The 21222-nt window shown below is 69.6% G+C and carries 13 protein-coding genes; 10 read left to right on the forward strand and 3 right to left on the reverse strand.

Features of this window, described 5'->3' with window-relative positions:
• Positions 1 to 172 precede the first annotated feature (172 nt).
• From WME79_RS10150 to WME79_RS10165, 4 genes are all read left to right on the forward strand, one after another.
• Positions 173 to 931 carry a helix-turn-helix domain-containing protein gene (locus tag WME79_RS10150; RefSeq protein ID WP_437534501.1) on the forward strand — a complete coding sequence of 253 codons (759 nt, stop codon included), beginning with the start codon at positions 173 to 175 and terminating at the stop codon, positions 929 to 931.
• 711 nt (positions 932 to 1642) lie between these two features.
• Positions 1643 to 3244 carry a protein kinase domain-containing protein gene (locus WME79_RS10155; protein WP_437534502.1) on the forward strand — a complete coding sequence of 534 codons (1602 nt, stop codon included), beginning with the start codon at positions 1643 to 1645 and terminating at the stop codon, positions 3242 to 3244.
• A 31-nt stretch (positions 3245 to 3275) separates the two neighbouring features.
• Complete coding sequence (locus tag WME79_RS10160) at positions 3276 to 4409, forward strand: tetratricopeptide repeat protein (RefSeq protein ID WP_437534503.1); 1134 nt, start codon at positions 3276 to 3278, stop codon at positions 4407 to 4409.
• A 53-nt stretch (positions 4410 to 4462) separates the two neighbouring features.
• Positions 4463 to 5464, forward strand: coding sequence for a hypothetical protein (locus WME79_RS10165; RefSeq protein ID WP_437534504.1), 1002 nt, complete (start codon positions 4463 to 4465; stop codon positions 5462 to 5464).
• A gap of 2 nt (positions 5465 to 5466) precedes the next feature.
• Here WME79_RS10165 and WME79_RS10170 read toward each other — a convergent pair whose 3' ends face one another.
• Positions 5467 to 11427, reverse strand: a complete 5961-nt coding sequence (locus WME79_RS10170) for a protein kinase domain-containing protein (RefSeq protein WP_437534506.1) — start codon at positions 11425 to 11427, stop codon at positions 5467 to 5469.
• 172 nt (positions 11428 to 11599) lie between these two features.
• Between WME79_RS10170 and WME79_RS10175 the strand changes: the two genes are divergently transcribed.
• A complete protein-coding gene (locus tag WME79_RS10175; protein ID WP_437534508.1) occupies positions 11600 to 12799 on the forward strand; it encodes a response regulator in 1200 nt (399 codons plus the stop codon).
• Positions 12800 to 12827: 28 nt separating this feature from the next.
• On the opposite strand, the gene WME79_RS10180 is transcribed toward WME79_RS10175, so the two are convergent.
• Positions 12828 to 13232, reverse strand: a complete 405-nt coding sequence (locus WME79_RS10180) for a VOC family protein (protein WP_437539813.1) — start codon at positions 13230 to 13232, stop codon at positions 12828 to 12830.
• A gap of 472 nt (positions 13233 to 13704) precedes the next feature.
• Between WME79_RS10180 and WME79_RS10185 the strand changes: the two genes are divergently transcribed.
• Both WME79_RS10185 and WME79_RS10190 read left to right on the forward strand, forming a co-directional pair.
• A complete protein-coding gene (locus WME79_RS10185; RefSeq protein ID WP_437534510.1) occupies positions 13705 to 15441 on the forward strand; it encodes a glycosyl hydrolase family 28-related protein in 1737 nt (578 codons plus the stop codon).
• 106 nt (positions 15442 to 15547) lie between these two features.
• On the forward strand, positions 15548 to 16069 hold the full coding sequence (locus tag WME79_RS10190; RefSeq protein WP_437534512.1) for a hypothetical protein: 522 nt from the start codon (positions 15548 to 15550) through the stop codon (positions 16067 to 16069).
• Between the two features lie 74 nt (positions 16070 to 16143).
• Here the strand turns inward: WME79_RS10190 and WME79_RS10195 are convergent, their stop codons facing one another.
• Positions 16144 to 17964, reverse strand: a complete 1821-nt coding sequence (locus tag WME79_RS10195) for a DUF2169 family type VI secretion system accessory protein (RefSeq protein WP_437534513.1) — start codon at positions 17962 to 17964, stop codon at positions 16144 to 16146.
• A gap of 227 nt (positions 17965 to 18191) precedes the next feature.
• On the opposite strand from WME79_RS10195, the gene WME79_RS10200 reads away from it, so the two are divergent.
• From WME79_RS10200 to WME79_RS10210, 3 genes are read left to right on the forward strand one after another with little or no spacing between them, the layout of a single operon-like run.
• On the forward strand, positions 18192 to 18410 hold the full coding sequence (locus tag WME79_RS10200; RefSeq protein ID WP_272101560.1) for a hypothetical protein: 219 nt from the start codon (positions 18192 to 18194) through the stop codon (positions 18408 to 18410).
• 16 nt (positions 18411 to 18426) lie between these two features.
• Positions 18427 to 19671 (forward strand): DUF2169 domain-containing protein, encoded by a 1245-nt coding sequence (locus WME79_RS10205; protein ID WP_437534514.1) that lies wholly within the window; start codon positions 18427 to 18429, stop codon positions 19669 to 19671.
• Between the two features lie 28 nt (positions 19672 to 19699).
• On the forward strand, positions 19700 to 21172 hold the full coding sequence (locus tag WME79_RS10210) for a hypothetical protein (RefSeq protein WP_437534515.1): 1473 nt from the start codon (positions 19700 to 19702) through the stop codon (positions 21170 to 21172).
• Positions 21173 to 21222 lie beyond the last annotated feature (50 nt).

Raw genomic sequence — 21222 nt, forward strand, 5'->3', positions numbered from 1 at the left:
GAGCGCTTCGTGACGTCCGCGTCGGGCGCGATCGACCCGAGTCCGTGCGGCGCTTCTTGCATGTCCCCTGGATAGGGATCTCCGCGGGCGCTGCCTTGGTGATTCTTGGCCGGTCGAGCGGGCGGCCAAGAATGCCCAAGCCGAGGGGGCGCGTCGGTCCTAGGATGGGGGCGTGGCGACGCGTGCCGACCTCCTTGCTGTCCCCGTGCCCGGCGTGCGCGCTACGCGCTGGTCGACCGACGAGCTCTACGGCGGCATGAAGGAAATGTATGCGATCGCTCGCATCGAGGTCGGGCGCTCGGAGTGGTGGAGCCGCGGAAAGGTGTGGAGCTGCGGCCCGGGCTCGCTGCAGATCGTGCAACCCGGCGACGTGTACCGCGACATCTCGCGCGACGGCCCGGGCACGGGCCAGTGCGTCGCGTTCTCGGCGCATATGGTCGAGAGCGTGATCGGCAAGGTCTGCGTCCATCCACAGCTCGCCGCCGGTGACGAGCGGGGCGCGGCGTTCCACCGCCTGCATCACGCGGTGCGCGCCGGCGCCGATCGTCTCGTGCTCGAGGTCGCGGTCGCCGAGGCGATCGGCGCGCTCGGGGCGCTTGGTGACGCGCAGTGCGAGTACACGCGACCGGTGCGCCGCGCCATCGCGCTCCTGCGAGAGCAGCTCGCCGAGCCGGTGACGCTCGACGACCTCGCTGCGCACGCCGGCCTCGAAAAGTTCCACCTCTGCCGCGCGTTTCGCGCGCAGGTCGGCATGTCTCCGTACGCATACCTGACGCGGCTGCGGATCATGCGCGCGAAGGAGATGCTCGTCGCCGGCGTGAGGCCGCGCGACATCGCCCCGCAGATCGGCCTCTACGACCAGAGCCAGCTCAACCGGCACTTCCGGCGCATCGTCGGCACGACGCCAGGCCAGTACGCGCGCGGCGCCTAGAGCGGGGCTGTATCAAGCTTGGCTGAGCGCCGGGCTAGCGCACCGAACAGGTTGAACATTGCATGGTTTCAATGGGGTGCGAGGCTCGACCGATCTGCCGGGAAGCAAGATCCAAGGGCCAGGAATGCGAAACAGAGAGAACCCGCAAGGACACAAGGGGCGCAAGGGACCAGAGACGAGAGCTTCTCTTGCCCGCCCCTTGCGCCCCTCGCGCCCTTGCGGTTTCTCTTCCCTTCTGCTGATTTCCTCGGGTGCCATCACCATCGCTCGATGGAGCAGGGGTCGGCCTGTGATCTGAACGAGCTCGTCACGGCGGGCGCGCCGCCAAGGGGATCAGGGAGGCCGCTCCGGCACGGCCTGGGTGAGCCTGCTTTCCTCACATTCTCGCACCGCTCCCCCCGCTGCGCCTCTGCGGTACCTGCAGCGTTGCAGCGCGTCAGGGTCCCCAGCTGCTTCCTCAATGTCCCACGCGTCGCCTCGCGCCTCGCCTTCCGCCCAGGGGACGGACCGGCGCAGGCACGCCTGCGGGCGCAGCTCGAGTCGTCCTTGCCCCGCGACCCCGCTCTGGCGCGGTGTCGCCTGTTTGCATACCGCCCCCCGCGACGGTCGTACGAGGTGCTGCTCCCCGCGCCAGATCGACCACACGAAGCTTCGCGTCTCGACCGGGATTCGGTATCCTCTCGACTCCCCCTTCGGGAGGTGCGCGGGCGTATGAAGTTCGAGAAAGACGTCCTTCTGGCCGGCAAATTCCGCCTCGAGCGAGAGCTATCGCACGGCGGGATGGGCTCGATCTGGGTGGCGCAGCACGTACAGCTCGGCACGCTCGTCGCTGTCAAGTTCATGCGCGACTCGTTTTCGCGCCTGCCGGTGCTCCGGGCGCGCTTCGAGCGGGAGGCGCGCGCCGCCGCGCAGCTCAAGAGCCCCCATATCGTGCAGGTCCACGATTTCGGCTTCGTGGAGGACGACGAGGTGCCCTACCTCGTCATGGAGCTCCTGCAAGGCGAGGATCTCAGCAAGCGCCTCCAGCGGTGCGGCCGCCTCTCGCTCCCGGAGACGCTGCACATCATCGTTCAGGCCGGGAAGGCGCTCCGCAGCGTCCACGAAGCGGGGTTCGTGCACCGCGACCTCAAGCCCGCCAACTTCTTCCTCGCGCGCGTCGACGGCGAGGATGGCGAGATCGTGAAGCTGCTCGACTTCGGGATCGCGAAGGACGTCTCGGCGGCGCTCGCGGCCGACATCTCGGCCACGGGCGAGGTGATGGGCTCGCCCAACTACATGAGCCCGGAGCAGTTCTACGGCGAGCGGGACGTGGACGCGCGCAGCGATCTCTGGTCGCTCGGGGTCATCCTGTTCAAGATGCTCACGGGGCAGCTGCCGTTCCCGGGCGACGCGATCGGCCGCGTGGTCACGAAGGTGATCCTCGGCACGGTGCCGTCGGCGCGCGAGATCGCCCCCGATCTGCCCAGCGGCATCGACGCGTTCTTCACGCGGGCGCTGGCGCGCGATCGGGACAAGCGGTTCCAGAACGTGCGCGACATGGTCAACGAGCTCGCGCGCGTCGCGGGCGCGCCGCCGTTCTTTTCGCTCGTGGGAGGGGACACCTCGCTGGGCGCCGGGTGGTCATCGCGGGGCTTCGGTGGGGAGCCGGGGCTCGCTGACCCCGGTACGCCGCCGGTGGCGCAGCTGACGACGATGCCCATCCAGCGGCGCTCGGACCCGAACGATGTCCGTGCCTCGACGCCGCACCCGCAATCGTTGCCGGGCACCTTGACCGACGCGATCAACCTGTCGGCGCCGCACACGGCGCGCGGTGCCATCGCGCGGGTCGCGGGGCGCGTCGCCATGGGGGTGACGATCGTCGTCGTGGGTGGCGGCCTGTTCGTCGCCGCGCTCAAGGGCGCATCGACCGACGGCGGCCAGAGCGCGACCCAGGCGTCCGCGGCCGCCGCAGTGCCCGAGCTCGCCGCGCCGTCGAGCGGCGCGCCGGCCGCGCTCACGACGGTCCCCGCCATCGCGAGCGCTCCCGAGGCGCGCCCCGCCGCGACTCCCGCGGTGGTGCCGGCCCCGTTGCCGCTCGACCCGGGCGCGGGCGCGTCGGACGCCGCCTCCCTGGCGTCGGCCCAGGCATCGCCCGTCCCCTCCGGGTCGGCCCAGGCATCGCCCGTCCCCTCCACGGCGGCGGCGCGACGCGCCGCGCCCGCGCGCCCCACGTCCCCGGCCACCGCTCGGACCGCGTCGGCGCCGGCGCCGCGCAAGGCAGTACCGAGTCCTCGCAAGAAGTCCGCCGGGCGCGGGCCGGACTGGGGGCTCTAGCCGGGTGGCTCCGCGTCCCCAGAGAGCAAGCATGCGCTTCCGAGCGGCGGTGATGGGTACGTTCCTCCTGGTCACTCTCGCCTGCGCGGAGGCGTCCGCGCAGGCGGCGCCCCCGTCGGCGAAGGCGCGACAGGCGGCCGTCGGGTACGCCAACCAGGGGTGGACGGCCTACCGAGCACGCCGGTACCGGGAAGCGCTCCAGGCCTTCCGCCGAGCTGAGGCCACAGTGCATGCGCCGACCTTCCTGATCATGGTCGCGCGCTCCTGCCACAAGCTCGGCCGTCTGACCGAGGCGCGCTCGGTCTACCAGCTCATCGTCGACGAACAGCTCCCGGCCGACGCCTCGCAGGCGTTCCAGCAGGCGCAGACCGAGGCGAGGACGGAGCTCGAGGCCGTCTCGTCGCGCATCCCCACCGTGGAGATCACCGTGACGGGCGCGGACTCGGGGAGCGCGCAGGTGGCGCTCGGCGGGCAGGACGTGCCGCAGTCGACGCCCGTCGCGCGCGATCCGGGCAGCCACACGCTGGCTGTGGGGGCGCCTGGACGGCGCGGGCTGACGAAGGAGATCGTCCTCAAGGAGGGGATGAGGGCCAAGGTCGAGGTCGATCTCGCGGCCGGAAAGGTGCGGATCGAGAGCGACAGGACCGCGCGCGGCGCGGGCGGCGAGCCACAGCCGCTCGGCCCCGGGCAGGTCGCGGCCGACGGCAGCGCCCAGAAGGGCGGCGAGCCGCTCGGCCCTGGGCAGGTCGCGGCCGACGGCAGCGCAGAGGAGGGCGGCGACGCGGCGGATGGACGCCCGAGCCCGCGCAGCACCGCGGTCGTGTTCACGGGGCTCGCCGCGACCGCCGCGGGGACGGGGCTCGGCGTCGCGTTCGTGCTCCTCTCGAACGGGAAGGCGAGCTCGCAGCAGCGCCTCCTGGAGCCGGCCTGCACGGACCCTGCGCGCTGCCCTGGGCTCGACCTGCGCGAGTACAACGACCTGGGACACGCCAAGGCAGACCTCGCGAACGCGGCGGTCTGGAGCTTCCTGGCCGCGGGCGCGGCCGGGCTCGGCACGGCCGCGTACATCCTCCTGACAGGACAGCCCGACGCGCGGGACGCGACGGCGACCGGCCTGTCGGTGATCCCCATGCCGGGCGGGCTCGTGCTCAGCAAGCGCTGGTAAGGTTTCCGAAGAGAGGGATCTTCCCGATGGTGCGCATCGTATCTTGGAGGTGGATGGGCCGGGCGCTCTCGACGATCGTCCCGCTGGTCGCGCTCAGCGGAGGTAGCTGCGTCTTCTTCAGCTACGAGGATGTCGTCCCCAGCGCGAGCGGAACCGGCGGAACGAGCGGAACCGGCGGAACAAGCGGAACGAGCGGCAGCGCCGGTGGCACCGTGGAGCCTTGCGGGCAGGGCGATGGCGGCTGCGGCGGGGCGCCCCAGGAGGGCTGCGATGGGCCGGGGAGCCATATCTCGACTTGCCTTGTCGATGATGGCTTGCTCGCGCGGTACTTCCTCGACGCGTACGGCACGGATGGCAAGCTCGTCGATTCGGGACCGAAGCCGGGGCTCTCGCTCGACGCGGTGTCGGACGGAGAGAGGCTCAACCTGGAAGGCGAGGCGGGGCACGTGGGCATCTGGTGGAACAACCTGGGCGGCAACGCGCGCGTCGAGGCCGCGTTTCCGTCCACCGCCACGCCCCCGAGCAAGCTCCTCGTCTCGAAGGCGGAGCTCACGCTCGAGACCGTGGTGAGCGTGACGGCCGCGGCGGTCGAGGGCGTGCCGGCTCGCATTCTGTACCTCGGGACCGATACCGGAGAGTTCGGGAAGTACTCGCTGAGCGCCGGCGACCCCGACGAGATGGGAAACCGAGAGGTGCTGTTCCACATCTACGCCAACTCCCAGACGCTGTTCGTGGGGCAGTGGTTCATTCCCCTCGAGGAGCTAGAGCAGCCGTGCGTCCTGCACCTCGTGCTGAACGCCCCCGAGGGCGTCGTCGATCTCTACGTGAACGGCGAGGCGCGAACGAATGCGATCTCGGATCGGCCGCCCGCCGACTTCGTCTTCACGTGGGCGGAGCCGACGTGGTATCTCGTGCTCGGAAACTCGCGGAAGGCCGGGCGCTCTTTTCGCGGCTCGATCCAGTATGCCGCGCTGTACGACAAGCCGTTGACCCTCGAGCAGGTGAGGGCCAACGCCGCGACGCTGGCGAAGAGCGACGATGGCCCCGAGATGTGACGCTAGTTGCTGTTGCCGGGCAGGGCCGTGCCTGCGGCAGAGCCATCGACGAACTCTTGCAGCTTTCGCATCTGGTACGTCCGCACGAGCCCCCTGAGCTGCTCGAGCCACGGGCCGAGTCGCGCGTCGGTTTCCTCCATCCGCACCGCTTCCGCCACCACGTTCCGGACGCGTCCCGACGCCACCAGCCGCGATAGAAGGGCGAGCTCCTCGGCCGAGGGCGGCACCAGCGGACCACTCTCCCTCGCCGCCGTGACAGGGGCCTTCTCCTCGGCGTGAATCCATTCCACGCCGAGGAAGCGCTGGATCTTGTCGAAGAGCGCGCCCGCTTGCACGGGCTTGTGCAAGGCGTCGTTCCAACCGGCGCTGACGCCCTCCTGCTGTTCGGCTCCGGATACGTTCGCCGACGAGATCAGGATGACGACCTCGCCGAGCTCGGGCATCTGCCGCAGGCGGCGCGTCGCCTCACGGCCGTCCATGCCCGGCATGACCAGGTCCATCACGACGAGCGCCGGCCTCCGCTCCATGGCCAGCCGGAGCGCCGCCTCACCGCCTTCGGCCTCCACGACATCGAAGCCGATCGGGGCCAGCAAATCGTTCATCAGGGCGCGGTTGTGCGGGTTGTCGTCGACGATGAGGATCGTGCGGCGCTCCCCGCGATACCCGGTGATCGTATGCCACCCGAGGGCTTTGTCGGCGAGCGCGGAGGCAGGCCCCTCCGCGAGCGCGAGCGTCACCGTGAAGGCGCTGCCTCGGCCGAGCTCACTCTCGACCTCGATCGTGCCGCCCATCTGGTCGACGATCTTCTTCGTGATGGCGAGGCCGAGCCCTGTGCCGGCGCTCTTCGCCTTGTGATCTCCGAGCTGCTCGAAGGGATCGAAGATGCGCGAGACGTGCTCCGGGGCGATCCCGGGGCCGGTATCCTCGACCCGGAGCCGCAACGTGCTCGCTTCACCGGGGCCGCGCTTCAGCTCGTCAATGACGAGGGTGATGCTTCCTCGCTCGGTGAACTTGATGGCGTTGCTCAGGAGGTTCAACAGCACCTGCGTCAGGCGCTTCTCGTCGCCGTAGAACGCAGGCGTCGTTCCACCGCGTATCTCATGGGTGAAGGCGATGCCCTTCTGGTCCGCGCGTACGCGGCACAGATCCACCACCGTGCGCACCAGGGCCTGGAGATCGAACTTCTTCGCGACGAGATCCATCTTGCCGGCCTCGATCTTCGCGAGGTCCAGCACGTCTTCCAGCAAGGAGAGGAGATGCTCGCCCGATTTCTTGATGACTTGCACCCCATCACGGCTCTTCACCGAGAGCTCGGGCGCGCGAGCGAGGACCTGGGCATAACCGAGGATGCCGTTGAGCGGCGTGCGCAGCTCGTGGCTCATGCTCGAGAGGAAATCGCTCTTCGCCCGGTTCGCCCGATCGGCCGCCTCCTTGGCGACCTGGAGCTCGGCCGTGCGCTCCTTGATCTTGGCCTCCAGGTCCCGGTACAGAACGGCGTTCTCGACGGCGATGGCCGCCTGCGAGGCCAGCACCGACAGGAACTCCACGCGCGCAGGAGGGAACGCCGACGGCACGTCGCGGTGCTCGAGGTACAGCACGCCCACGAGATGGCCCCTGTGTGTCAAGGGCAGGGCCAGCAGCGAGAGCACCACGCGCGACGCGAGGTAAGGGTCGGCGGCGAAGCGCGCCTCGCTCGTCGCATCGCCTGTCACCACCGGCTCGCCCGTGCGGGCCGCATACTGCACCATGGTCGCCGGCACGTCGTGGCTTTGCCCGAGCGGCTCCGACAGCCCCGTCTCGATGCGAGCCCCCTCCACCGACAGCCGCGCCACGACGGTGAGCGCCTCCCCTTCGCGGAGCACGAGGGCGCCGCGCTGCGCCCCCGCGTTCGCCAGCAGAAGCTCCATCAGCCGGCCCACGACGCGCTCCGGGTCGCGCTCGCTCGAGAGCGCCTGCGCCGCGCGCACCGCGGTGTTCACGTCGAGGCTCGCGCCCGTGGAGGCGCCCGTGGTCGCCGTGGTCGCCGCCGCCATCATCGTGCGCTCGACTGGCGCGCCCTGCATGGCCGCCCTGAGCAAGGCAGGGTATTTCGCGTTCAGATGGGCGACCAGGTTGACCGCGCCCCAGCGCGCATGGGCGTCGCGCGCCTCGCGCAGGTACATGGCACCGATGTGCCTCTTGCCCGCTTGCAGTCGGAACTCGGCGGCGAGCTGGATCGAGAGCGCCTCGATGTGCAGGAAGCGGTGCTCGCGCGCGAGCTCGATGGCCTCGTCGTACCTGGCGATGGCCTCTTCGGTCTTGCCGAGGACGCGGGCGTATTCGGCCTCGACGAGGCGCAGCTTGTGGAGGAAGTTCGGCGCACAACCCTCCGCGAAGTAGCGCAGGCGCTCGAGGCCGTGCTCGATGTGCTCCCGCAGCCGCGCCTGCTCCTCGGCGCCGGCGGTGTCATGCCAGCACTTCGCCGCCGAGAGCGCGAGGAAGAACGGGATATCCGTCACCGGCGGCATGCCGAGGATGTCTGCTCGAAACTTGTCTGCCTCGCGCGCCCGCGACAGCGCTCGCTCCCACCTCCCCGTGACACAGAACAGATAGGCTTCCAGGGTACGAGCGAGCCCGCCCGTGAACCCGTCCCCGTCGGCCAGGAGGGAGTGCGAACCTCGCGACAACGGCTCGTCGTTGAGGAGCTTCGGGGCACCCTCAGGGGTCATCAGCACCTCACAATACGACGCGATCGCCTCGAAGTGGTGCCTCCCCACGGCGTCGCCCGCGCGCTGCACGAGATCCCAGCGCGCCTTGACCTGCGCGTCGACCTGGCCGAGCGGCAGGCCACGCCAGACGCGGTGATAGAACAGCTCGGCGAGGAGGCCCCAGCTCGTGCCCTGGAACGAGCCGATCTTCAGGCCGGCCGCCATGCCCTGTTCATAGAGGACAGCCGTCTCGTCGACAGGCCTGGAATAGACCATGTAGATACCATGGAGCACCAGGCACTCGGGGAGCATCGGGGACCCCACGCGCTCTGCAGCGCGCACCCCGGGCTCGACCCAGCGCAGGACGCGGCGGTACATGCCCGTGGCCACCGACCACACATTGGCGAAGCTGCAGAGCATGAGGGTGGCCGCTGGCGTGAGGGCCCCCCGCCGCACCGCCTCGGAGACCAGGCGAACGATGATGAGCGTGTAGAGCATCGGCCGGCCGCCGTAGATGGAGCAGAGCTGCGTCTGCGTCATCAGGGCGTCGATGAGCCGGTGCTCCGGGGACTGCTCGGGCGGCATTCGATCGAACGCGCCGAGGTCCTGCTCCAGCCATCGATCCAGCGCGGCGGACTCCTCGAGCAGCGCCGGCTGACACGCTTCGTCCGTCTCGGGGAAGGTGAAGCCCCGCTCCGCGAGCGCCGCGATGCCAAGCCCGATTCCCCGCGCATACTGGCCCGTCGCCAGGCAGCACCGGACGCGGATCTCCTGCGCCGACAGCCAGGGCACCGCCCCGAGAGGTCTCGCGAGCAAGCCGAGCGCGCGCGCTTCGACGTCGTCGAAGTCTCGCAGCAGATAGGCCGCCTCCAGGCGCTCCAGGGCTATCTCCACCGAGAGCGCTCGCTGTTCGCTTTCGGCTCGCTCGCCGAGGAGCGCCTGCGCGTTCTCCAGCAGGGTGGCCATCAGTCGGTGGGAGCTCGCGGCCTTCGCGACGCGAGCGGCCTCCAGATTCATCCGCGCGACGTCATCGAGCTCCTCCACGGACGTGAGCCGCGACGAACCCTGGTTCATGTGCCGCGCGAGCTCCAGGAGCTGCTGCGCCGTGCCCCCTTCTGCTCGGTACCGCGCCCAGAGCCGCCGGCCGATCTCGAGGTGCGCGAGGACGCGCTGCTCCGGCGAGATCCGCTCGTAGCTCGCCTGCTGCACGCGGTCGTGCAAGAACCGGTACGAGGCGTCCAGCGCGCCGTCGCCCACCCCGCCGAGCGCCTGCGCGGGGCGATAAGCCCCATCGACCGGCACGACCAGCTCCTCCTGGAGCGCCGGCCATAACGCTCCCGTCACCCGGGCGGGCTCCCACCCGCTCAATCGCTCCAGATCGTGGAGATGGAACGTGTGCCCCGCGCACGCCGCGAGCCCCATGAGCTGCTGCGTCGCGTCCGGCATCTGTCGAACCTTGTCCGTCAGCAACGCCACCACGTTGTCGGTGATCTGCGCTCGCTCCAGGTCCGCTTGGTCCCATTGCCATTCGCCGCTCTCCGCGTCCCTCACCAGGAGCCTCTGCCGGTGCAGGGAGAACAGCAGTTGCTCCAGGAAGAACGGGTTTCCACGCGTCTTTTGCCACTGCACGCGCGCGAGCGGCTCCACGCGCCTCGGGTCGCTCTCGAGCGTGCGCGAGAGCCACTTTTGCACCTGCTCTTCCGACAGGGGGCCCACCGTCAGCCTCGATACCTTGGCCTCGCTCGCCTCCACGGCCTCCACGAGCTTCCACAGCGGATGCTCGGGCGGTGTCTCGTTGTCACGGTAGGCCGCGATCACCAGCAGTGACCTCCGCTCCACGTCCGTCAGCAGCGTCTGCAGGATGATCAGCGTGGCGCTGTCTGCCCACTGCATGTCGTCCAGGAACACGACGAGCGGCGGGTTCGGTGTCGTGACGGTTCGAACGAAGTTCAGCCACGTCAGCTTCTGCCGATTGAGCACCTGCTCGCCCTCCACCGGCGGCACCGGCGGCAGCTTGCCCATGACGAGGTCGAGCTCCGGCACGACATCTGCAATCAGCCGCGCGTTGTCCCCGACCTCGTTCCGGATCCGATCCTGCCAGGTCTCCAGGACCGTCTTCGGGCTCGAGATCCATTGACGCATCAGCCCACCGAACGCCTGGGCTATCGCGGCGTACGGCGTCGACCGCGCGAGCTGGTCGTGTTTTCCTGCAATCAAGAGGCCGCGCCCCGCCTTCGCGATGTCGTGGTAGACCGTGCGCACCAGCGCCGTTTTGCCGATGCCCGACGGTCCGCCGACGAGCAAGAGCTCCGCCGCGCCGCGCTCGGCGCGGGCGAACGATTCGCCTACCCGCTCGACGTCCTGCTCCCGCCCCACGAGCACCTGCGGCAACCGCAGCTTCCGTGAGAAGTCCTTCTTTCCAAGCGAAAAGGGCGCTGCCGTGCCACGCTCGTGGAGGGCGCGGAGCGCCTCCTCCAGATCCTCGGCCGCGCCTCTGGCGGTCTGGTACCGCCGCTCGGGATCCTTCGCCAGGAGCTTCGATATGATCGCCGACACGGCGCTCGGGACCTCCGGCGCGACCGTGTCGAGGGGAGGCGGGTTTTTGGCCAGATGCGCGTGCACCAGCGAGAGCGGATCGCGGTCCGTGAACGGCCGCCGCCCCGAGAGCACCTCGAAGAGCGTCACGCCCAGCGAATAGAGATCCGTGCGCGTATCGAGCGCGCGCGCCGTGCGCCCCGTTTGCTCTGGCGAGATATACGCCAGGGTCCCTTCCAGCGCTTCGGGAATGCTCGCCTCGGTCGCTTCCTGAGACAGCAGCGAGGCGATGCCGAAGTCGAGCAGGGTGACCTGCTCGTACGTGTCATCCACGAGCAGGTTCTGCGGTTTGACGTCCTTGTGCATCACGCCGGCGGCATGCACGCCCTCGAGCACCCGAGCAAGGTGCCTCCCGAACCGCAGTCCGGCCGCGACCGGCAAACGACCGTGCTTGGCGAGCACCCGATCGAGCGAGCTCGATCCAGGGTTTTCGAGCACCAGCGCCGCCGTGCCGTCCCGCTGCTCGAACGCATGCACGCGCGCCACGCCTGGCACGGCCGCGAGCTGCTGAAGCACTTGATGCTCGTGGACCAGCCGCCCCATGACGCGCGGGTTGGGCACCTCGGCGAGCGGGAACTTGATCGCCACCTGCGCGCCCGAGGGGACATGCACCGCGCGACAGACGCGCGTCTCGCTTCCCTCGTATGCGATATCCCCCAGTGCATACTCTGCCAGTTCCATGCCAGAACCCCCTCCCGTGCATCTGCACCACGGCACGATAACCGAGTGTGCGCTAAACTAGCCTGCGCAGAGCAACACAAGTCAATGCAAATGTGAAAGACGCTTCGCGACTGCCACATTCGCGCACCCTCTACGCGTGCGCGGGCACACCCGAGTGTGTCGTTTCCAGATCGTGACCAGCGTTGCGCAAAGCCGTACACGTTGGCACACGTACAGTTCGATCTGGCCTGGTATTGTCGACGTGAAGCAAGTTACAGATACGTCGTGTGAGCACTTCGCATGGATCGTCAGAACCGCAGTCCCCAGAGCGACGCTGCATGCGTGGCCCTTTACAGTCGTCACGCTCCTTGATAGGGTCCACCCTGCGTTTTTCAGGCACTGGGGGGACGAATTGACGCAATTCAATGGTTTCGTGGTCGCGGTCGACGACAATCCCGCCAACCTCGACACGCTCCTCGACGCATTGTCGAGCGAGCATCTGGACCTCGCCATTGCCACGGATGGCAGCATGGCGATCAGCTTGATCGAGCGCGAGCAGCCGGATCTCGTTCTCCTCGACGTCATGTTGCCAGACATCGACGGTTTCGGGGTCTGCAGGCGCCTGAAGGCCAACCCGCAAACCGCCGACACTCAGATCGTCTTCATGACCGCCTTGAATAACCGCGAGCACCGGCTGCAAGGGTTGAAGGCGGGCGCCGTGGATTACATAAGCAAGCCCTTCGACACGGAGGAGCTCCTTGCGCGGATACGCCCGCACATCGCCGTCCGGCGCATGACGCGAGCGTTGCAGGAAAAGAACGCGAGCCTGGAGTCGGAGGTCCGGCAGCGCGTCGCCGTCGAGGCCGCGCGCGAGGCGCTCGTCGTCGAGCTCATGACCCGTACCGACGAGCTGCGCGAGGCCAAGGACGGGCTCGAGCGCGAGCTCGTCGAGAAAGGGCACGCGAACGCGGAGAGGACGGCGCTGCACGAGCAGATCATCGCCGCGCAGCGCGGCCGGCTCCTCGAGCTCTCCACGCCGCTCATTCCGATCACGGATCGCATCCTGGTCATGCCGCTCATCGGTACGATGGACAGCGACCGGGCTCAGCAGGCCAACCATGCGATGCTCCACGGCGCGAGCAGCCGAGGCGCCGAGTTCGTCATCATCGATATCACGGGCCTCAAACATGTGGACGAGAGCGTCGCCAGCATGCTCGTCGTCGCGGCCAGCGGCCTGCGGCTCCTGGGGACGCGCACGGTGATCACCGGGATAGGTTCGGAGGTGGCCCGAACGCTCGTGCATCTCGACGCACCCCTGCGAGGCATCGTCACGAAGGGCACGCTCCAGGACGGCATTGCCGTCGCGATGCACGCCTCCCGTCATCGAGGATAGGGCTTCTTCGCGCCCGCGCCGGGGCCAATCAGCGCTGCCTGTCGAGCTTCTTGATCGCTCCCGGGCTGACGGGAGTGAAATAGTTCACGAGATTGCCGTCCGGGTCGCGGAAGAGGAGCGAACGGTTGCCCCAGGGCATGGTCGTCGGCTCCTGCACGACCTTGCCGATGACAGACGCTAGCTTTCGATATTCCGCGTCGACGTCGCTCACGCGAAACTCGACGATAACGGAGTGGTTGCCTTCGGGGTGCGCTGCTCCCGCCGCGAAGAGCTCCATGGTGCGCCGGTGCGCGATGGCGAGGGTGCACGATGGCGTCGTCAGCTCGGCGAAGTCTTCGGTGTACCAGGTCGCTGCGACGCCCGTGATCTGCTCGTAGAACGCGACCAGACGTCGGGTGGCATCGGTGATGATGCGGATCGAGACGAAATCCATGACGGCCTCCATGCGCAGCCGCGGCTGCGGAGTTGACGCTCCGCCCATGTAGTTCGCGTCTGCTGACAGCGTGGCGTCAGCAGCGTACCAGGACCTCTCCGATGTCCAGGGCGGCAGCTGCGACGTCACCCAGGGAGCTGACCACATCACCATTTTCGAACGCGCTGCTGCACCACGTACGTCGAGGAGCGCCCGTTCTCGAATCTGATTGCCGGCATCAACAACGAACCAACGAGCGAAGGCAAGCTGCACGTCACGTGCATGAACAGCCACGAGCGCGCCGCCCTGAACGTGCCCAAAGACGCTTCAGGCGACGCGCAGCTTCCAGTTGCTGTCGACGGAGCGCTGTGCTCCGCTTGGATCGAGATCGTGCAGGCATGCGCGGTCGGTCTCCCTTTCAGGAGCATCCATGACCGAATCGACCTTTCGTGGGCTTGGTCTGGGGATAGTGCGACGCGGTTGGGCGGCGGGCGTGGCTTTGCTGCTTGCGTCGGCGCCTGCCTCGGGCGGGACGTCGAAGCTCTGGGGCGCCGCAGGCGAGGCGTGGACCCCCACGAGCCGCCTCCCGGATTATTCTCACGCGGGGTACCACGGGGGCGAGGCGCCGCTCCCCGAGGTGCCCGTGGTGGTGAATGTCACGGATTTTGGCGCCGTCGGCGACGGCATGACCGATGATACCGACGCCTTTGCGGCAGCCATCGCAGCGGCCGAGAACGGGGCTGTCTTCATCCCGGCGGGACGCTATGTCATCACCGACGTCCTCCGGATTTCGAAGAGCAACGTCGTGCTTCGCGGCGAGGGCTCCGGTCCCGACGGCAGTGTTCTCTTCGTCAGCAAGAGCCTCGCGGATATCTATGGACCGAGCCGGTCGTGGTCCTGGAGCGGAGCGTTCATTGAACTACGTCCCTCCCAGGAGGTGATCGCCACGACCGCGACCGCGGTGATGACCGCGGCGTCGCGCGGCGACACCTCCCTGACCGTGGCGTCCACCACGGGCCTTGCAGAAGGGCAGCTCGTCGAGCTGCACCAGGTCGACGACGGATCGGGGAGCCTCGGCAGGCACCTGCACAACGACCAGGCGGAGGCGGGAGATTGCCCTTATATGGTCCCCCTGAACCTGGATTCACCGTTGCGCATCCGCTCGATCGATGGCGGTGTCGTGACGTTCACGCAGCCCTTGCGCACGGACGTATCGCTCACCTGGAGCCCGGAGCTCCAGACACACGAGGTGGTGGAGGAGGTCGGGGTCGAGCACCTGCGCATCGAGTTCATCGCGGTCCCCTACGCAGGGCATCTGAAGGAGCCCGGCTACAACGCGATCACCTTCACTGCCGTGGCCGACGGCTGGGTCCGCGACGTCACCATCGTCGACGCCGACAGCGGGATCTTCACGGGGTCTTACGTGAAGGGGCTCACGCTCCAGGAGATCGCGCTCGAGGGGCGCCAGGGGCACCATGGCATCGCGTTGAGCTATTCGGCGGACATCCTGGTGCGCGATTTCAACATAGCGAACGCCTGGACGCATTCGCTCACGGTGTCTGCACGCGCGAGCGGCAATGTGTTCTCCCGCGGCACCGGCGCCGAGGTGCTCGTCCTCGATCACCACGGCGACTCGCCGTTCGAGAACCTGTTCACGCAGCTCAGCGCGTACACGTTCGTGGGCAGCGGGGGCGAGGACTGCACGGGGCCGCACGGCGGCGCGCGCAACACCTACTGGAACCTCGCGGCCCCCATGGACGTTCCCCTGCTGTGGGGCCACGTCCAGTCGAACGTCGTCGGCGAAGGCCTGATCGTCTCCGACGCTCTCACGGAAGAGGCTCAGTGGTACGAGACCGTGAGCGCCCTCGAGCCGGCGAACCTGTACGAGGCGCAGACCTCGCTGCGCCTCTGCGGGGAACTCTCCAGCGCATGCGACCTCGGGGTCTACGAGCCAGACACGGCGTCGTGCTCGGTGGCGCCTCGGCCTCGGGGTACGGCGTGTGACGATGGCGATCCGGATACGGACGGCGACGCATGCTCGGAGGGCGTGTGTGCGGGGACTTCGTCCTGGTGGTGCTCGTACAGTCCTGCGGCGCCGGGGCGAGGCTCGTCGCCGCTGGTGCTCGGCTTGCTCCTCGCCCTCAGCGCGGCCGCCGCCTCGCGCCGGCGGGGGGCCTCTTCGCAGTGGGCGGTGCTGTCCTTTGAACATGAAGGCAGGAAGAAAGCGTGAATGGCTGCCTGGGTCACCTGGGAGGTTCAGATTGCGATTGCCCGGCGCGCCCGGGTGCGCTCTTCTTCGATCCAGGAAGCGGGGACTCTCCCGCAAGCGCGCCGCGATGAAGCCTTTGTACGAAGCTCGTGCACCAGAGATCGTGACGGAGCCCGAGCAGGTGGACCAGCTGCCTGCGTTGATCGAGCGGATCGCGGAGCAGACGCGGCGCGATGCCGAGGGCCGGCAGGTGGAGCTGCCGTCGGGGCGCGTCGTCGAGGTGCGATCCGCGGCAGGGGACGAGGAGCGGGTGACGATCCGGAGCGCTTCCGGGGAGATCGAGCTCGACGTGCGCCTCACCGCGCGCGGGCCGGTGCTGCGGATCCGGGCGGCGGAGCTCGAGCTCGAGTCGCCGGGCGCGGTGCGCGTCGACTGCGATCGTTTCCATGTGCGCGCGGAGCACGGGATCGTGCACGAGACGGGCGGCGACCTCGCGCAGACCGTCGCCGGCGACGTGACGACGCGGGCGCGCGGCGAGCTGCGCGCCGAGGCCCGTCAGGTGAACCTCGAGGCCACGCGCGGCGACGTGCAGATCGCGGCGAACGATGACGTCCAGCTGCTCGGCGAGCGGATCAAGCTGAACTGCTGAGCGTTGCGCGCGGCGTGTCGCGCGCGGTCGACCCCGGGCGTGCCGCGGGCGGCGCGCGCGAGGTCGACTGCGCGTCAGAGGGCCGAGAGCGCGCGCTCGACCTGCTCCGCCAGCGCGGCCTGCGCGGCGACGCGCCGCTGCCACACGCGCTTCAGCCGCAGGCCGAGCGGCGCGTCCAGCCCCTGCTCTGCGATCTCGAGCGAGAGCTTGCCCCGCCGCTCGGCCCTGACGAGGCGGGCGTACTGCTCGGCCCCGAATCGGTCCGGGTGGCGCCGCTCCCAGGTGCTCACGTACGCGTCGTCGAAGCGCTCGCGCAGCGCGCGGTCCCCGTGCTTCAACGCGCGCTCGAGCTCGTCTCGCCAGCGCCGCTCGGCCTTCCGCCAGCTGGCCTCGTCGAGGTCGTGTGCGGAGAGCACCTCGCCGCGCAGCGCGCCCCGCTCGGCGAGCTCCGCGCAGATGGTGGCGTACCGCTCGATCGTGACCGACTCTTCCGGGCGCGCTGCGCTCGGCGCCGGCGGCTCCTTCAGCGGGGCCGGCGGTTGTGGCGCCGGCGCGGGGGCCGGAGGGCGCGGCGCGACGCCCGCGGGGGCGGGCGGCTGCGATGCAGCTCCGTCGACGTCGAGCGCGGCGAGCACCGCTCCCGCCGCCGGGCCGGGCGTCGTGGCCGCCGGAGGGGTGGTGGGCAAGGTGCCCGACGCAGGCGCGCTGCCGGGCCCGTCGAGCGCCAGCGTGCCGCCCGCGGACCCCTCCCGCCGCCGCGGCTCGCTGGAGCGCGACGGCGCGGCCGCCGCGGGGCGCTGGACCGGCGGGCGCCGCGGCGGGACCGCTGGCGCGCTCCCGACGCCCACGCCGGCGACGGCCATCAGGCGCTCCCGCTGCGCCGGGTCGCGCAGCTCGACGTGGGCGCGCCAGGTGATCGTGCAGAGCAGCCGATCCGCGTCGACGTGGAGGCCGTCGGCGTGGAACACGAGCCGCGCCGGGGCGTCGGCATCGGCGTCGTCGAGGCCGTACACCGCGCCGGCGACGCGCGCGTCCGGCAGCGCGCTCTGGATGCGGGGGCGATCCGGGTGGAAGCCCTCGAGCACGACGACCGTGTCCGGCTGCAGCGCGGAGACCCACTGGTCGCGCGGGGCGCACTGGAAGTACGACCAGTCGAAGGCGCCCGGCACATCCATCACCTCGGCGTCGAGCTTGGCGCGCGCGCCGGCCGGGAGGCGGCGGCTGCGCGCCGGCCACGCCGCCGCGAGCGGACCGAAGCCGGCGGGCTTCTGCGGATCGACGGGGTCGAGCACGTTCGGCAGCTCGCCGTCGCGCTCGCTGCACCCCAGGGGGTTCTCGGGCACGCCGACGCCGCCGGCGGCGCGCTCGTACACGATCGGCATCCGCACGAACGGCTCCGGCGCCGCCGCGGCCTCCTTGCGGCGGCCGACGACGCGCACCGTCTTGTCGAGGCCGGGCACCTCGCGCTGGACGAGCGCGAACCGCGCATTCATCTCGGCGACAGGGCGGCCGCCCGGCGCGGCGGCGTGCCCGAGGGCGGTCACGTCCACGTACTGGCGGTACGGCACCCGGTCGCTCGCCGCGGTCACGTGGGTCATCGGGCCGCGGCGGTCGTGGACATCCTTCGTCTGGAACGGCGCCGCCACCTCCGCCGGCCGCATCGGCGACGCGTCGAGCGAGAAGCTGGCCTTCACGACGACCGTCAGCCGGAGCTTGCCCTCGTGGCGCCACGGGACCGTGTCGATGGTCGCCTGCGCCGCCGTCGCCGACGCCGCCGGCGTGAGCGACGCGCACGCGACGCCGCCCGCGGTGCCTGGCAAGAACGGCAAGGCGCGCGCCGCGAACTGCGCGGCCTGCGCGTCGTCGACCGGGAGTGTCCCCTTCGGCTCGCTCATGTCCCCGGCATGCACGGTCGCAACCGCGCCTCCCGAGGTCAAGGGCTCATCCAGCGAGCGCGGGCGATCGCTGGCCGCGACGTACATTGGAGTCGTCGCTGGTGTGTGGCGGTGCGCGGATCGCCTCGGAACCTGGCCGCCGAGCTCGGCCAGAGGTGCGCGCCGGCGGCGGGAGATCACAACAAAATACCGAGTGGCCGCCCGCGCGCGCCAAGTACCATGACCGCATGAAGAGGCTCACCGACCCCTTTCACGTGCTGCCGGAGGCGCAGCGCCACGAGCTCATGCGCGACACGGTGATGGCGATCTTCGGCCCCGCGGTGGGTCAGGGCTTCTGGGATCAGATGGAGCCGCTGCTCACCGACACACGGCGCCAGCCAGGCGACGCGGAGGAGCCGGAGAAGAACTTCTGGCGGGGCCGCTGGCGCATCTACGAGGCAGAGTGAGCGGGGAGCAGCGGCCGTGAGCAACGACCCGACGCCGCCCGCCGCGCGCGCGCCTGCGCACAGACCGCGCCGACCGCGCCGCAAGACCGAGCTGCTCCTGCAGGGCGAGCCCGACGGGAGGCGGTGGATCGCCTGGATCTCGAAGCGCACCTACCGGATCCACAACGGGCGCTGCGAGCTCGACGCCCCCGGGCAGCAGGAGGTCCTGCACGACGACGAGATCCCCTACAGCGAGGATCGCAAGCCGCCGCGGGTCTCTCCGCCGATCGCCGTCGACGAGATGCTCCCTTTCCGGCGCGCGACCGACGTCGTCATCCAGGCCTTCGCCCACGCCTACAAGCCCGACACCCGCACGCTCACCGCGAGCGTCCAGTTCGGCAAGCACCGTCGCGAGATCGTGGTCCACGGCGACCGCGTGGGCGAGATCGACAGGGCGGGCCGGCCGCGCTTCTCCGAGCCTGCGCCGATCGAGGTGGTCCCGATCCGCTACGACTACGCCTATGGCGGCGTCGATCTGACGGCGCTCGGCAGGAACGGCGACGTCCTCGCGCAGCTCGTCCAGGAGGCCCGGCGTGGCACCGACAGGCTCGCCGACACGGTGTACCACTATCCGAGAAATCCATGTGGTTACGGGTATTTGATGGAGCTCGACGCCGAGAGCTTCGCGGGGCGGCCGATCCCCAACCTCGAGTTCCCGTTCGACCCGCTGACGCCCCAGCGCCTCGCCGTGGGCAAGCCATACCGGTGGATCCATGCGCCGCTGCCGGCAGGCTGGGATTACCAGTCCATGGCCTGGTTTCCGCGGCTCGCTTACCTCGGGCTCGCCCCAACCTGCCAGAGCGACGGCAAGCTCCCTGCCGAGGTCGAGCGCGGCTGGGCCGCCCGGGATATCCTCTCGATTCCGCCGCTCTACCAGGACCCCGGCGGCCCGCTCCGGCTGGAGTATGCGCAGGTCGCGTCGCCCGGGATGAGCGTCTCCGACCTCGCGCCGGACGAGTACTTCGAGCTGCATCACGTGCACCCGAACCGGCAAGTCTACTCCTTCCACCTGCCCGGCGAGGTGCCCCGGGTGATGCTGGAGCTCGCGCCCGGCCGGACGCTCACCGAGGCGGAATCCCACCTTTGCTCGGTGGTCGTGCGGCCGGTCCCGGGCGAGGTCGTGGTGGTCTGGAGCGCCCGGGCCCCCGTGGCCCTGGATCTCACCGAGGAGCAGATGATGAACCTGCGGCGCGAGGTGCGCTGGACCTCGGCGGCTCGATGAGCTCGATGAGGATGAAGGAGCGCGGACAATGTCGTACGGCTGCCTGACCGTCACGCGGTGGAACGTGTTCCTCGGCCTCTCGTGGCATGAGGCCATGTTCTGGTGGCCGATGCCGCCGCCCGGGGCCTACGTGCCCATGAAGTACTGGCCTCATTTCCAGACGGGGCTGGTCAGCGGCACGCACCTCTTCTCGTTCTGGTCGGAGCAGAACAAGCACGAGATACAGCTCGACGGCGTGCACTGGATAGGGCGGGGGAGCGACGCGAGCCTCGTTGTCCCGCACGTGGACGTGGTCCAGGGGTGGAATCCGCTCTTGCCCTGGACCATCCTCTTCGGGAGCTCCATCTCGGTCTGGGGGACGAGCGGGGTCGCGATCGGATGCGATAACCCGATCTTCGGCGAGACGACCTGCGATCTCGCGTGCTCGCCGTTCAAGACCGTGCCGTTCTCGCTCCACCTCGCGTGCAACAGCCCGGTCAGCCTGCCGCTCGATTTCACCATCGTCTGGGGCACCGCCAAGGCCGGCTTCACCTGGACCGACTTCATTGCGTGCCTCGTCGACATCGCGATCGAGATCGCGATGGACATCCTGATGAAGTTTGGCGGCCAGATCGCGGGCAAGCTGTGGAAAGGCGCGAAGGCCGCGGGGAAGGGGCTGGTGAAGGGCGCGAAGATGGCCGCCGCCAAGAGCGCGGATCTCGCGCAGCCGTTCTTCAAGCGGGCCGGCAAGGCCCTCGCGCGGGAGAGCGCCGAGGAGACGCTCGCGAAGATCCTCAAGGAGTCCGCCGAGGAGGCGGCCGACGACGTCGCGTCGAAGGTGGGCAAGCAGGCGGCGGAGAGCTTCTCGGACTCGCTCAGCCGGCTGCGATCGCAGAGCGACGAGCTGCTCGAGGAGCTCGCGGAGGCCGCGGACGGCAGCCTGTGGAAGTCGTTCAAGCAGGGGGCCGCGGAGCTCGGCGAGAGCGCCGCCGATCGCATGAAGAAGCTCGGGAAGAGCCTTGGCGCGGCGGCGAAGTCGGCGAAGGACACGATCATCGCCGTGAAGACGTGGAAGAAGGTGACCGAGGAGAACCTCCTGAAGTCACGGAAGGTGAGCAGCATCCTCAAGTACACGGCCCTGGCGAACGGGTTCAAATACTCGAAGAAGATCGGCGGGAAGGTCTACAGCTCCATCGACGCGCAGTACCACGACCCCGGGGATCTCGACGCGGCCTCGGACGGGTACAGCTTCGGACCGTTCGCGCTCGGGAGCAGGAGCGGCGTCTACGACGACCTCGGCGACCCCGTGGGGGACACGGGCGACGACGACGATGACGACGAGATCAGCAAGACCGCGGTCGGCGATCGGTTCGCCTGGAGGGGCGACGCGAGCGCGAGCGGGATGGTGCGCGTGAGCCAGCGCTTCTCGTGGTCCGATCGGAGCGATGAGAGCGGCGGGAGCGCGAGTGTGGATGACCGCTTTGCCTGGATGGTGAGCGACGCCGCCACGTCCGGCGCGTAGCTCCACCCACCGGGAGTCCGGCCAGGGATTCGGAGAGAGATTTCAACGCA

The organism is Sorangium sp. So ce726, assembly GCF_051521405.1.
Lineage (GTDB): Bacteria > Myxococcota_A > Polyangia > Polyangiales > Polyangiaceae > Sorangium.